13 protein-coding genes and 1 tRNA gene are annotated in these 14,499 nt (G+C 36.4%); 8 read left to right on the top strand and 6 right to left on the bottom strand.

The window, feature by feature from the left end:
• Positions 1-80: 80 nt before the first annotated feature.
• On the bottom strand, positions 81-1,259 hold the full coding sequence (locus H6X70_RS06395) for an acyl-CoA dehydrogenase family protein (RefSeq protein ID WP_194766849.1): 1,179 nt from the start codon (positions 1,257-1,259) through the stop codon (positions 81-83).
• A 98-nt stretch (positions 1,260-1,357) separates the two neighbouring features.
• Positions 1,358-2,074: a tRNA1(Val) (adenine(37)-N6)-methyltransferase gene (locus H6X70_RS06390; protein WP_194766848.1), complete on the bottom strand. Its 717-nt coding sequence runs from the start codon at positions 2,072-2,074 to the stop codon at positions 1,358-1,360.
• Positions 2,075-2,372: 298 nt separating this feature from the next.
• Here H6X70_RS06390 and H6X70_RS06385 point away from each other — a divergent pair, with 298 nt between their 5' ends.
• Complete coding sequence (locus tag H6X70_RS06385) at positions 2,373-2,828, top strand: DUF2383 domain-containing protein (RefSeq protein WP_194766847.1); 456 nt, start codon at positions 2,373-2,375, stop codon at positions 2,826-2,828.
• 104 nt (positions 2,829-2,932) lie between these two features.
• Here the strand turns inward: H6X70_RS06385 and rimM are convergent, their stop codons facing one another.
• The 3 genes from rimM to H6X70_RS06370 form a co-directional block, all read right to left on the bottom strand.
• Entirely contained in the window at positions 2,933-3,460 is a 528-nt protein-coding gene (rimM, locus tag H6X70_RS06380) for a ribosome maturation factor RimM (protein WP_194766846.1), read from the bottom strand.
• 216 nt (positions 3,461-3,676) lie between these two features.
• Positions 3,677-4,192, bottom strand: coding sequence for a 30S ribosomal protein S16 (locus H6X70_RS06375; protein WP_194766845.1), 516 nt, complete (start codon positions 4,190-4,192; stop codon positions 3,677-3,679).
• 96 nt (positions 4,193-4,288) lie between these two features.
• On the bottom strand, positions 4,289-5,353 hold the full coding sequence (locus tag H6X70_RS06370) for a lactonase family protein (protein ID WP_194766844.1): 1,065 nt from the start codon (positions 5,351-5,353) through the stop codon (positions 4,289-4,291).
• Positions 5,354-5,548: 195 nt separating this feature from the next.
• On the opposite strand from H6X70_RS06370, the gene H6X70_RS06365 reads away from it, so the two are divergent.
• The 7 genes from H6X70_RS06365 to H6X70_RS06335 all read left to right on the top strand — a co-directional run bounded on the left by H6X70_RS06365 (position 5,549) and on the right by H6X70_RS06335 (position 14,205).
• Positions 5,549-5,998 (top strand): ferritin-like domain-containing protein, encoded by a 450-nt coding sequence (locus H6X70_RS06365; RefSeq protein ID WP_194766843.1) that lies wholly within the window; start codon positions 5,549-5,551, stop codon positions 5,996-5,998.
• A gap of 216 nt (positions 5,999-6,214) precedes the next feature.
• Positions 6,215-10,603 (top strand): DNA polymerase III subunit alpha, encoded by a 4,389-nt coding sequence (dnaE, locus tag H6X70_RS06360; protein WP_194766842.1) that lies wholly within the window; start codon positions 6,215-6,217, stop codon positions 10,601-10,603.
• A 161-nt stretch (positions 10,604-10,764) separates the two neighbouring features.
• Positions 10,765-11,499 (top strand): CPBP family intramembrane glutamic endopeptidase, encoded by a 735-nt coding sequence (locus H6X70_RS06355; protein WP_194766841.1) that lies wholly within the window; start codon positions 10,765-10,767, stop codon positions 11,497-11,499.
• Between the two features lie 464 nt (positions 11,500-11,963).
• Positions 11,964-12,281 (top strand): thioredoxin, encoded by a 318-nt coding sequence (trxA, locus tag H6X70_RS06350; RefSeq protein WP_194766840.1) that lies wholly within the window; start codon positions 11,964-11,966, stop codon positions 12,279-12,281.
• Positions 12,282-12,360: 79 nt separating this feature from the next.
• On the top strand, positions 12,361-12,903 hold the full coding sequence (locus tag H6X70_RS06345) for a ClpP family protease (protein WP_194766839.1): 543 nt from the start codon (positions 12,361-12,363) through the stop codon (positions 12,901-12,903).
• A 152-nt stretch (positions 12,904-13,055) separates the two neighbouring features.
• Positions 13,056-13,982 carry a DUF58 domain-containing protein gene (locus H6X70_RS06340; RefSeq protein ID WP_194766838.1) on the top strand — a complete coding sequence of 309 codons (927 nt, stop codon included), beginning with the start codon at positions 13,056-13,058 and terminating at the stop codon, positions 13,980-13,982.
• A 149-nt stretch (positions 13,983-14,131) separates the two neighbouring features.
• Positions 14,132-14,205 (top strand) — tRNA-Asp (locus H6X70_RS06335).
• A 156-nt stretch (positions 14,206-14,361) separates the two neighbouring features.
• On the opposite strand, the gene H6X70_RS06330 is transcribed toward H6X70_RS06335, so the two are convergent.
• On the bottom strand, positions 14,362-14,499 hold a 138-nt coding region (locus tag H6X70_RS06330), incomplete at its 5' end, for a transposase (RefSeq protein WP_194765898.1).

Here is a 14,499-nt window from a genome sequence, read left to right as displayed (position 1 = left end):
TATTTTACCGAAAACGTTTGAGTTTTAAAATTAATTTAAGAAGTAGTAATTTATAAGCAAGAAGTTCGCAGGAGTAGTATTTATTTAAAAGCATTTAATCCTGTAATATCTAATCCTGTAATTAATAAATGTATGTCGTGAGTGCCTTCGTAGGTAATAACACTCTCTAAATTCATGGCATGCCTCATAATGGCATATTCACCAGTAATGCCCATGCCACCTAATATTTGTCGTGCCTCTCTAGCGATGGTAATGGCCATGTCTACGTTGTTTCTTTTGGCCATCGATATTTGTGCCGATGTGGCTTTGCCTTCATTTTTTAAAACCCCTAAACGCCAGGTTAAAAGTTGGGCTTTAGTAATTTCGGTAATCATCTCGGCAAGTTTTTTTTGTTGCAATTGAAACTGCCCAATCGGTTTTCCAAACTGTGTACGCTCTTTGCTGTATCTTAAAGCCGTATCGTAGCAATCCATAGCTGCTCCAATGGCGCCCCAAGCAATGCCGTATCTGGCAGAATCTAAACAACCAAGTGGTGCGCCTAATCCCGATTTATTGGGTAATAGGTTTTCTTTTGGGACTTTAACGTTATCAAATATGAGTTCGCCAGTGGATGAGGCCCGTAACGACCATTTATTATGTGTTTCTGGTGTTGAAAACCCTTCCATGCCACGCTCCACAATTAAGCCGTGAATGCGTCCGTTTTCATCTTTGGCCCAAACAATGGCTATTTGTGCAAAAGGCGCATTGCTAATCCACATTTTGGCACCATTTAGTAAATAGTGATCGCCTTGGTCTTTAAAATTTGTAACCATGCCGCTTGGGTTGCTTCCATGGTCGGGCTCGGTTAGCCCAAAGCATCCTATCCATTCACCATTGGCAAGTTTGGGTAAATATTTTTTGCGTTGCGCTTCGTTGCCATATTTCCAAATGGGATACATGACTAGCGAAGATTGTACAGAAGCAGTGCTTCTAATGCCAGAATCACCACGTTCAATTTCCTGCATTATTAAACCGTAAGAGATTTGGTCTAATCCAGCGCCACCATATTCTAAAGGAATGTACGATCCAAAGGCGCCTATTTCGGCTAAGCCTTTAATAATTTGCTTAGGGAATTCGGCCTTTTGTGCATAATCTTCAATAATTGGGGAAACCTCACGTTTTACCCATTTTCGGGCGGTATCGCGAACTAATTTATGCTCATCGGTTAATAATTCGTCTAGGTTGTAGTAATCTGGAGCTTCAAATAAATCTGGACGCATAAAGACGAAATTAAAAAAGAGGGTTTTATAGAAAATGCCTAATAATTAATAAAACAGACATTGTTCCACTCAAATTTAATCATTTTTAGCCGATTTTATTACATCTTTAAATAGAAATCTTTTGTTAAGTTTATGTAATCTTCCGTGTAGTCGTGTCTGTCATTTTCAATAATCATCACACTGGAATCTATAGCGCTTTCGCGGAAAGAAAAGGCGATTAAGCTTCGTTTTATTTCCGAAGAAGGGTTGCCTTTAATGTGAAGTTTTTTATTCGGATAAAGATTTACTTCTGAAGCTAATGCGATAAAAAGGGCCTCTTCTTTATAAGGTATAATAACCGAAAAAACACCCTGTTTTGAAAGAAGTTTGGAAGCGCCTTCAACCAAATGTTTAAAAGGTAAAGCATCTTGAAACCGCGCCAAATCTCTTGGGGTACTTTGTGTTTTGTAATCTTCGGCATAAAACGGCGGATTGCAGACTATTAAATTGTAAGTGTCTTCAATTTCATCAACAAATTCTTCTAAAGCAGCATGGTAACAAAAAAGCCGATCGCCCCAATGGGATTGTTCAAAATTATCAACACATTGTTCGTAAGCTGCATCATCTATTTCTAAGGCATCTACTATTTCGGCCTGGCATCTTTGGGCAAGCATTAAGCTTAAAACGCCTGTGCCAGCACCTATATCTAATACCGAAAAGGGTTTGTGGTCTATTGGTGCCCAAGCGCCAAGTAAAACGGCATCGGTACCAATTTTCATAGCACATTGGTCTTGGTTAACTTTAAACTGCTTAAATGTAAATGGCTTATTGGACATGGTTTTATTTTGAGTTGTAAAACTAGTGAATATTGTTTTTTATTTCGGTAAAATTAAATTTCAACTCAATATTTTTCATATAATTTAAATGTTAATAAAATGAAAAAGAGGGGTTTAAAAACCGTTTAATATGTTAACAGAACAAGATTTTGTATTAATTAACCCGTTAAAAAGTCTTAAAATTAGCTAAACTCTGTTAAATAAATAGAAACGCAATTCTTCATCTTTATTTTTGTTCTAGAACAACTGTACGCTCTCCCTAACTCTATGGTTGTTTTGAACTTAAATATTAATAGCTATGAAAAACAACAAGAAATTTTTAGATAATTTAAATGGCCTTCTTATTATGAATACGGAGGTTGAAAAAATTTATTTAGAGTTAATTAGTAAAGTTTCAGATGAAGGTTTAAAGAGCTTTTTTCGTGAAAAAGGTATTCAACGAAATGAATTTTGCCGTGATATAAAACTTGAAATTATCAATCTTGGTGGCGGATACAAATATGAAGGTCGCTTAAGTACCGAATTTTATAAGTTTTGGATGAATATTAGAAACTTTGTTTTATTTAATGAAGACGAAGGAAACTTGGTTCACGAGGTTCGTGAGATGCAAGCTTTAACTATAAATAAGTATAACGATTCACTAAGGGCTTTAAGTTTGCCTTTATCAACCTGTAAACTGTTAATGAAGCATCGCGATAGCATTCAAGAAGCTATGGATGCCATAGATCGGCAAGACTTAGTGGCTTACGCTTGAAAATAGAATTGTACTAAAAAATAAAATAGGCTGTCTGAAAAGTGCTTTCGTCATTTTGAATTTGATTCAGAATGGCGGGTTTAAAATTTTCAGACAGCCTATTTCTATTCTAAATATAAGTCGATTAAGCCTTCTGGCGTTTCAACTAATATGGTTTTATTGCTGCGGTCTACTTTCACAATAAACTCATCATTCATTGGAATTAATATTTCCACACCATCTCTATCAATTTCAAAAAGCGCTTGTGCAGTCGAGTCGTTAATGGCTTTAATAGTGCCTACTGTTCCAAAATTAATGTCTTCAATAGTAAAACCAATCACTTCGTGAAAATAGAATTTGTTGCCTTCTAGTTTTGGTAGTAAATCTAAAGGTAAGTACAAATCGCTCTTCATTATGGCGTCGGCATCGGCTTCAGAGTCTACGTCTTCAAACTTTATACGCAGTAATTCCGATTTGTGTAATTGTGAACTTTCAACAAAAAATGGAATGAGGTTTGTTCTTAAATCTAAAAAAATAGCATCTAAGTTTTCGTAAATTTCGGGTTGGTCGGTGTCTAGTTTTGCCAAAACTTCACCTTTAAAACTGTATTTTTTTACAATTTTACCTAAATAGAAACAATCTTCTTTTGTCATTGAAAACAGGTTTTATCATTCCCACGTAGGTGGGAATCTTTTCAAAAATAATTCTAGAGTCTAATAGATTTCCGCTCACTAGGAAAACTTTATAATATATACTATAGAGATTCCCACCTTCGCGGGAATGTTTAATAATAACTCTTAGAGTTATTATTAAACAAAAAACTCCGATAACGAATTATCGGAGTTTAAAAGTATAAAAAATTTGTTTTTTTATTCTTCTTCGTTAGATGCTTCTGCTTCAGCGGCAGGAGCTTCTTCAGCAACCTCTTCCTCTACTACAGGAGCAGCGGCAGCGATTCTTGCAGCGTTAACTGCTTTTTCAGCTTCTAAGGCTTCAGCTTTAGCTTTAGCTTGCGCTTCAGATAAACCATCAACTTTAGCTTGAATTTTACCTGTTTTTTCTTCTAACCAAGCAGTAAATTTAGCTTCTGCTTGCTCTTCAGTTAAAGCGCCTTTTCTAACACCACCAGCAAGGTGATTTTTTAGTAAAGCACCTTTTTCAGATAAAAGGTTTTTTGCAGTGTCAGTTGGTTGTGCACCATTCTGTAACCACTGTACAGCTCCGTCAACGTTTAATTCAACAGTTGCAGGATTTGTGTTTGGATTGTAGATACCTAATTTCTCTAAGTATTTACCATCTCTTTTCGCGCGAGCATCAGCTGCTACGATCCAGTAAAAAGGTTTTCCTTTTTTACCGTGTCTTTGTAATCTAATTTTTACAGGCATAATAATTAATTATTTGAGGTTCTCGACCTCGATTATTAATGAGGGCGCAAAGATACTATATTTTTTTAATTTTCAGTGGTTTATTGTGGTTGAAAATTAAAAAAGTAAGCAAACTGGCGTTGGTGTTTTGTGGTCTTGTAAAAAAGTTAGCTCGCCTGTAGATTGGTTTATTTTAAAAACGGCTAGATTGTTGCTTCTGCGGTTTGCTACAATAAGAAATTTTCCTGTAGGGTCTATGGTGAAATTTCTTGGCCAATCGCCGTGAACAGAGATATTCTGGATTTTTTCAATAGTCCCTTTTTTAAGGTTTCTTTTAAAAACTGCCACCGCATTTTCACCACGGTTTGTTGCATATAGAAACTTTTCATCTTTTGATAAATGAATATCAGCCGATGCATTTTTACCTTTATAGTCTTCCGCTAGGGTAGAATCGAAATCAATTTCTTTAAACTTACTGTTGTTTCTTTTTACTGAAGTTACGCTGCTTCCTAGTTCGTTAATAATGTACATGAATTCACCGTCTTTGGTCATTGTAAAATGTCTCGGACCAGGATTGTCTTTTGTTTTTACTATGGCATCGGTTTCAAGTTTGTATTCCCCTTTTTTTAATTCATATTGAAAAACAGAATTTCTTCCTAAATCGGCTACAAATAAATCGTCTTTATAAAATTGTGCCGAATGTGCATGCGATTTTGCTTTTTCAGAGTTTTGGTCGAAAACTTGAGAGGCATCGTCTAAACTACCATCTTTATTAATAGAGTAAATAGAAACGGTTCCGCCAAGATAATTTGAAACTACAGCTTTATTACCAGCTTCGTTTAAAGCAATGTGGCATGGTAGTTTTCCGTAACTGCGTACACGCGTTAATAGTGTTAAAGAACCATCTTCATTCACCGTGTATGATGATACAAAACCTTCTCCAGTAGGGTTGGTGGAGTATAAATATTTACGATCTGGGGAATATTCGATAAATGATGGGTTGTCAATTTTAATGGCTAATTTTTGTTGACTTAACGTACCTGTTTCGGTGTTAAATTGAAGTTGGTATACCCCTTCGGCATCTTCATTGGTGTATGTGCCTACGTAAAGCGGTATGTTTTGAGCCTGCATTTTTGTTGAAAAAACGGCTAATACTAATAAAATAAGGTATTTGTAATTCATGTGTTAAATTTTAATCTACTAAATTATGATAATTTATCTTAATTGTGATGACTATTTTGTTAAGGGCTCTTAAAACTGTGGTAAAGTTTGTTAATCCTTTGTAAATACACAGTTTTCAAGGTATATTGAGGTATACGATGTGAAACAATACACATCTTAAAAGAAGTTATTGAAATTTAAAATGACAGAGCTATTATGAAGTACACAGAGAAAATTTCAAATAAATTAAACGAATTATTAATCAAGAATTATGATGCCGAAAAAGGGTATTTGAATGCAGCCGAAACTGTAGATAACCCAAGACTGAAAATGTTCTTTAAAAAAAGAGCGATTGAACGTGGTGATTTTGCCAAAGCTTTACGACTTGAGATTTTAAAGCACGGACAAATTCCAAAAGACGGCGGAACCTTTAAAGGTGCAGTGCATAGAAATTGGGTGGTTTTAAAAACCTTATTAATGTCTAACGATGTAGAAGTTGTTTTAGAAGAGGTTATTCGTGGAGAAAAGGAAAGTCTTAATGAATATGATGAGATTTTAAAAGATCGTAATATGCCGCCAAGTATTGATATCATGTTAAACAATCAGAGAAACGCCATTCAAGCGGCTATTAATTTAGAAAAAGTTCATGCAGAATTGGCTTCATAACCAAGTCTAAATTGAGCTAATTGCGATGCTTTCAGTGTAATACTGGAAGCATCGCTTTTTTGTTTACAACTTTTAGCGGTTCATTTTCTAAAAGTGTAAATTCTACGTATTTTTATAGGCTCGTTATTCGAACCAAACAAATTCACGAATAACCAAAAACAACACGTCAACAAAATAAATATTAATTACTCCCTTTGGGGAGATTAAGAGGGGAATATGTACTTAATTTTCGATACTGAAACTACCGGATTGCCAAAACGTTGGGATGCGCCCATAACCGATACCGATAATTGGCCAAGGTGTATTCAAATCGCATGGCAGCTGCATGACGAGATGGGACGCTGTATTGAAAGTCAAGATTATTTGGTGAAACCCGATGGTTTTAATATTCCTTATGATGCCGAGAAAATTCATGGTATTTCTACCGAATTGGCCGAAGAGCAAGGCGTGTCTTTAGCTGAGGTTTTAGAGAAATTTAATGAAGCCCTAGGGAAAACAAAATTTGTAGTCGGACAAAATGTGAAGTTCGATTTAAATATTATGGGTGCCGAATTTGTGCGTGAGGCCGTTGAAAATAACTTGCAAGAGCTCCCTGTTTTAGATACTTGTACCGAGCATACGGCCGAACTTTGTAAAATCCCCGGTGGACGCTACGGTAAATTTAAACTCCCAACGCTTACCGAATTACATGAGTTTCTATTTAACGAACCATTTGCCGAAGCGCATAATGCGACTGCCGATGTGGAAGCGACAACCCGCTGTTTTTTAGAGCTTATTCGTTTAGAGGAATACACTAAAGAAGCACTGGACGTTCAGCCCGATTATTTCGAGAATTATAAAAAGGCCAATCCAGAGCCAATCCAGCTAATCGGATTAAAGCATATCAACCTTAAAAAGGAAAGTGCTAAAATCCAGGAACGCATCAAAAAGGCGCAAACCGTTGATGTGTCTTCCGAAGAAATCAAACAAAATATTTCCGAGCTATCAGATGTCGATTTTGTGCATCTGCATAATCACTCGCAGTTTTCGGTATTGCAATCAACCATGGGTGTGGCCGATATTGTTTCGGCAGCAGCAAAATACAACATGCCAGCTGTGGCTTTAACCGATCATGCTAATATGATGGGGGCTTTTCACTTTGTGAATGCGGTAAACCGACACAATAGTGGTGTTCAAGCCAAAATTAAAGAAGCCGAAGCTACGGGAGCAACCGTTACGGCCAAAGAAATTAAACCCATTATTGGTTGTGAGTTTTTTGTTTGTGAAGATCACTTAGATAAAACGCGAAAAGACAATGGGTATCAAATTGTCTTACTCGCTAAAAATAAAAATGGCTATCATAATCTAGCCAAATTATCTTCGCATGCCTTTGTAGATGGTTTTTATTATTTGCCTAGAATTGATAAAAAATTAATTCAGCAATATAAAGAAGATGTCATGGTGCTCACCGGAAACTTATATGGTGAGGTGCCAAGTAAAGTGCTTAATGTTGGTGAAAACCAAGCGGAAGAAGCGCTCTTGTGGTGGAAAGAAGAGTTTGGTGACGATTTGTACGTCGAGATCATGCGCCACAATCAAGAAGATGAAAATCGTGTGAATCCTACGCTTATAGAACTGGCGCGTAAACACGACATTAAATTAGTAGCTTCTAACAACACGTATTATCAAGATAAAAAAGATGCTAATGCGCACGATATTTTACTTTGTGTAAAAGATGGTGAAAAGCAGGCGACACCAATTGGTCGCGGACGCGGGTACCGATTCGGATTGCCAAATCAGGAATACTATTTTAAGTCTTCCGAAGAAATGAAACAGCTGTTTAAGGATGTTCCTGAAGCGATTTCTAATGTGCAGGAGGTTGTAGATAAGGTTGAAGCGTATCAATTAGCACGTGATGTTTTATTACCAGCTTTTGATATTCCCGAGGAATTTAAGCATGATGAAGATTTAGTTGATGGTGGTAAGCGTGGTGAAAATGCTTTTTTAAGACATTTAACTTATGAAGGTGCTAAGAAACGTTACGGCGAACCTCTTTCGGAGGAAGTTATTGAGCGTCTCGATTTCGAGTTAAGTGTTATTGAAAACACAGGGTATCCGGGATATTTCTTAATTGTTGAAGACTTTATTCGTGAGGCTCGAAATATGGATGTTTCGGTGGGGCCAGGCCGTGGTTCGGCAGCAGGGTCGGTGGTGGCCTATTGCTTGTGGATTACCAATATTGACCCCATGAAGTACGATCTGCTTTTTGAGCGTTTCTTAAATCCCGATCGTGTGAGCATGCCCGATATCGATATTGATTTCGATGATGAAGGTCGAAGCCGTGTTATGGATTATGTGATTGAGAAATACGGCTCCAATCAGGTGGCACAAATTATCACTTACGGTACCATGGCGGCAAAATCGTCTATTCGAGATACGGCACGTGTACTGGATTTACCGCTTTTTGATGCCGATAGAATTGCCAAGTTGATTCCGAATATGTCTAAGCTGAATAAAATATTTGGTTTGGATGAAAAGGAATTAGCAAAGAAATTTAGAGCTGAAGAATTAGAAAAAGTAAACGAGCTTTTAAATATTGCCGATGGTAGCGATTTGCAAGCTGAAACTTTAAATCTAGCAAGAACTCTTGAAGGTTCGGTTAGAAATACTGGTATTCATGCCTGTGGGGTAATTATCACGCCAGACGATATTACCAAGTTCGTTCCGGTGTCATTAGCTAAGGATTCCGATTTGTATGTCACCCAGTTTGATAACTCGGTGGTGGAAGATGCGGGACTGCTAAAAATGGATTTCTTGGGACTGAAAACCTTAACGCTTATTAAGGATACGGTTAAAATTGTAAAAGCCAAGCATGGTATAGAGCTCGATCCCGATAGTTTTCCTTTAGATGATGAGAAAACATACGAATTGTTCCAACGTGGTGAAACAGTTGGGGTATTCCAGTACGAATCGCCCGGTATGCAAAAACACCTTCGCGATTTAAAACCTACGGTTTTTGAAGACTTAATTGCCATGAATGCCTTGTATCGTCCGGGGCCAATGGAATATATCCCGAGTTTTGTTAGAAGAAAGCATGGCGATGAAGAGATTGAGTACGATTTACCAGCCATGGAAGAGTACCTCAAGGAAACTTATGGTATTACGGTATATCAAGAGCAGGTAATGTTACTGTCTCAAAGTCTTGCAGGGTTTACAAAGGGTGAGGCCGATGTACTGCGTAAGGCGATGGGTAAAAAGCAAATTGCGGTACTTGATAAAATGAAACCTAAGTTTATCGAGCAAGCTAGTGCGAACGGACATGATGCTAAAATTTTAGAGAAAGTTTGGAAAGACTGGGAAGCCTTTGCGAGTTATGCCTTCAATAAATCGCACTCCACCTGTTATGCTTGGATTGCTTACCAAACCGCTTATTGTAAAGCGCATTATCCTGCCGAATATATGGCGGCGGTGCTTTCAAATAATATGAATGACATTAAGCAGGTGACCTTTTTCATGGACGAATGTAAGCGTATGAAGCTTGATGTACTAGGGCCTGATGTGAATGAGAGTTACTATAAGTTTTCGGTAAATAAAGATGGGGCCGTTCGATTTGGAATGGGAGCCATAAAAGGTGTTGGTCATGGAGCTGTGATGACTATTGTTGAAAACAGAAAAGAAGATGGCCCTTATAAATCCATATTCGATTTGGCCAAACGAATTGATTTAAGAGCAGCCAATAAAAAGGCTTTTGAAAACCTAGCTTTAGCTGGTGGTTTTGATGGTTTGGCCGATACACATCGTGCACAGTTTTTTCATGATGATGGCGATGGTATTACTTTTTTAGAAAAAGCTATAAAATACGCCCAAAAGCATAAAGAAAATGAAAATTCGGCGCAAGTTAGTTTATTTGGCGAAGCTAGTGAGGTACAAATTGCCGAACCCGAAGTGCCACCATGCGAGTCATGGGGTACTATGGAGAAGCTCAGCAAAGAGCGTGAAGTGGTAGGGGTTTATATTTCGGGGCATCCGCTAGACGATTTTAAAACCGAAATGAAAACCTTTTGCAATGCTACGGTTGGCATGTTTAATACGCTAGAACCTTATGTAAATCGTGAGTTGGTTTTTGGTGGTGTGGTTACCGATGTGCAACATCGTGTGAGTAAACAAGGCAAAGGTTGGGCATTATTTACTATTGAAGATTATTATGATAGTTATGAGTTTAGAATTTTTGGTGAAGATTATTTAAAATTCAGACACTTTTTAATGCATAATAATTTCGTGTTTGTAAAAACATTTGTGCGCGAAGGCTGGACGAATAAAGATACCGGCAAGAAAAGTGATCCGAGGTTGCAGTTTAACAGCTTTCAGTTGCTGCATGATGTGATGGAAAATTATGCTAAAAAACTGTCTATTCAAGTAGATATAAACGATTTGGACACGCCTAAAATCATGGCTTTAAAAGAGCTTTTTAATATGCACCCTGGAAATCAGGCGCTTAATTTTGTGATTTACGACACTAAAGACAAAGTGAAATTAAATATGCCGAGTCGAAAACAAAAAGTAAGGGTAAGTCAGGAACTAATTAGCGAACTGGAATCGCAACACATACGTTTTAAGCTAAACTAATTCCTGCGAAGGCAGGAATCTCATACTGTGAAAAAGGGAATTTAGTAGTTGAATTATAGATTACTAAGTTATCTTGATGTTGTGGGTTTAATGTGTTTGATATAACTTATTACCTGCAAGTTGAAAAATCAGCCCGAAATAAATCGAATTTTGAATGAAATATGACTAAAAACCTGTACCTAAATTTATTTTTAAGTTTACTTGTTTTACTTCTTGGATTTAAATTCTCATATGGACTTACTGACTATTGGACAATAAGGATTATTAAAATATTGTCAATTATTATTGCTGCGCTTTTCTTAATTAAGTTTAATCCAAGCTCACTTCCAAAAAAAGAAAATCAAAACTTCAAACTTCAATATATCTTTCCTATTACAGTTGGGATTATTGGTCTTTTCGTCTTTAACCATTTTGTTCTTTTACTAGGCTATAAATTAATGGATTGGGAATGGATTGGCGAAGTTAACCGAACAAAATCTGAATCAATTCTTTTAGTTGTATTTATAATTGTTTGGGCCTTATTAGAAGAACTATATTGCCGTAGGATAATTGCTCAAAAAATCTACAATTCAAAAGGTTTTTCGAAAGCTCTGTGGATTTCAGCATTAATTTTTGGACTTGCACATACATTTAGTGATTCTGGTTTCCTGACAACTTTTATTGGTGGATTAATAATTGGTTATGTATATCTTAGAACACTAAATATTTGGTTAAGTATTTTTACTCATATCACATATAATGTTATTTACTTTTTTGTTTCGCCAATTATAGAAATAAAGATTGGTCTATTTAATTCATACCAAGCAATAACAATGTTTCTAGGCTTTGGAATATTATTACTTTGGTCTATGTTTCTGATTTTTAAAAAGCAAACGGAATTAAAAACCAGCAGGTAACACCGGCTATATTTCATTGCTTCTGACTTTCCTCGCGGAAAGTCCTCGCAAATTTACTATCTTCGGTTTACGGCGGAAATTCCTTGCGGATTTTCACGCTACGTTTCATATACAAAAACTTTTGAGGTCATGAAATAAAAGCGTTATATGTAAAAATATAATCCTTAATTTTATAGAAGTTGTGCATTGCGCAAAGGATAGAAACGGCATCCTTTTTTGTGCTAGTTGTAACGGTTAAAAGGAACTAAAGTGATGATTTGTTAATTGTTTTTTGAAAGGTTGTTACTATTTAAAAGCACAAAAAAGATATAGTGGATAGCCTGGTTTATGCGCCCAAATAATGAGAAATAGGGCGAAACAATAGAGCTATAAGGAAAACAAATTGTAGGATTGTAAGCTTTCGAGTTTTTTTTGACTAATTTTGTACTTTAAGTAGACGTAAAACAGATTTAAATATAAAAATTATGGCATTAGAAATAACAGATGCAACGTTTGAGGAAACGGTTTTAAAAAGTGATAAACCAGTTTTAGTAGATTTTTGGGCTGCATGGTGTGGACCTTGTAGAATGGTTGGACCAATTATTGAGCAAATTAGTGATGAATACGAAGGTAAAGCCGTTGTTGGTAAGCTGGATGTAGATGCTAATCAGGAATTTGCTGCTAAATATGGTGTACGTAATATTCCAACAGTTTTAGTTTTTCAAAACGGAGAAGTGGTTGGAAGACAAGTTGGTGTAGCGCCTAAAAATGCTTATACAGAGGCTATAGATGCACTTTTATAGTCCATTTATATAAAGATTATTGAAAAGGTTTGTCTATTTGGCGAACCTTTTTTTATTTTAGAACAAAATTAATTTCAAAATGAGCGATAAGATAAAAGTGCAAGATGCTATTGATAGCAAATTTATAGAACAACGTAAAGTGTTTTTATGGGGCCAGGTAGACGATAAATCGGCTAAACATGTTATTGATAGGTTGATGTATTTAGATGCTTTAGGTACGGCCGATATTGAACTTTATATTAATAGCCCAGGTGGGTATGTAACTGCTGGATTTGCTATTTACGATTGTATAAAATCTTTAAACAGCGAGGTGTCTACGATTTGCACAGGCTTTGCAGCATCTATGGGTTCGATTATTTTATCGGCAGGCGCTAAAGGCAAACGTTTTATTCAGCCTCATGCTCGTGTGATGATTCATCAGCCTAGTGGTGGCGCACGCGGCCAAGCTAGTGATATTGAAATTACAGCTAAAGAAATTGTGATTACAAAAGAATTAAGTGCTCAGATTTTAGCAGATAATTGCGGACAAACCTTTGAAAAGGTAATGAAAGATTTTAATCGCGACCATTGGATGGGTGCCGAGGAATCTGTGGCTTATGGTATTGTTGATGGGGTGAGATAGACCAAGCTAAGCCCCCTAACCCCCAAAAGGGGGAACTTTTACTCATTCCTAATAAAATATTGAGAATATAAACGTTTAAAATAAATTAAAAACCATGTAGCTCCACACGAGTGTTCCTCCCCTTCGGGGAGGCTAGGAGGGGCTCTTCTTATATGTTACAAAACGAACTTAATAAAGCAGCTGGTTTTAAAAACCTTGAACTTCTTGCCAAGCAAGTGGTTGAAGGGTTTATTGCAGGCATGCATAAGAGTCCGTTTCACGGGTTTTCTGCCGAATTCGCTGAGCATAAAATTTATAATCAAGGAGAAAGCACGCGCCATATCGATTGGAAATTATTCGCTAAAACCGAAAAATTGTATACCAAACGCTATGATGATGAGACCAATTTGCGTTGCCATATGATTATAGATAATAGTAGTTCGATGCATTATCCGAAAATGAATGGCTTTTCGTTTGATGATTTGAATAAAATTGGGTTTTCGGTTTTAGCAGCAGCATCGTTAATGCAGATTTTAAAAAAACAGCGCGATGCGGTTGGTTTAAGCGTGTATAGTAATCAATATGATTATTATGCGCCAGAGAAGGGGAGTGAGCGGCATCATCAAATGTTGTTAGATCAGTTAAATCAAGTCGCTGTATCAAACCCATTAAACAAAACCACCGAAACTTATAAGTATTTGCATGAAATTGCAGAGAAAATACATAAGCGTTCCATGATTTTTTTATTTACTGATATGTTTCAAGCTTCGGAAGACGAAGCGAAGTTGTTTGAAGCTTTAAGGCATTTAAAATACAATAAGCATGAAGTGGTGCTTTTTCATGTGATGGATAAGAAAAGGGAACAAGACTTCGATTTTGACAATAAGCCCAAACGTTTTATAGATGTTGAAACAGGTGAGTACATTAATCTATACGCCGATGCTGTTAAAGAGAGTTATAGGGAAACCGTGAAAAACTATTTTGAAGCTTTGCGTTTAAAGTGTGCACAGTATAAAATAAAGTATGTTGAAGCCGATATTAATAAGGACTTCAATACGGTTTTAACCACCTATTTAGTGGAACGTCAAAAATTTGCTTAATTAATCTTGATTTTTGATGCTTTTTTTCGAGTTGTAATACCTTGTAAATCAGTTGAAAATATTTTTTATAAAAAATTTTACAAAAAAAACTCAAAAAACGTTTGTGATATTTAAAAAGGCGTGTATCTTTGCACTCGCAATAAAGCAACGGTCTGGTAGTTCAGTTGGTTAGAATGTCGCCCTGTCACGGCGAAGGTCGCGGGTTCGAGTCCCGTCCAGACCGCTAAAATTGCAAAAAGCCTCAAAGAAATTTGAGGCTTTTTTTTGCAATTATAACTAGGTTGTGTTGTATACCCATTATTTAGATTCCCTTTAATCTTCTACAACAACAGCATCAAAGGTTTCAAGGATCAAGAGCAAAAGTTGTGGGATTTTAGAATTAAGCAAAAATAGTAGTTAATCTATAGAGGAAGAATTTTACGTTTCTCACGCCTCTGAACTGCGTTCTAAAAGCTTTAATTTTGGCATTAAAGGATTCTGCAGAAGCATTTGTACTTCTATTAATAAAATAGTTTAG

Source organism: Tamlana sp. I1, from assembly GCF_015355625.1.
Classification (GTDB): Bacteria; Bacteroidota; Bacteroidia; order Flavobacteriales; family Flavobacteriaceae; genus Pseudotamlana.
Note: the sequence above shows the minus strand (reverse complement) of the source record. Positions and strands in the feature narration are given on the sequence as shown.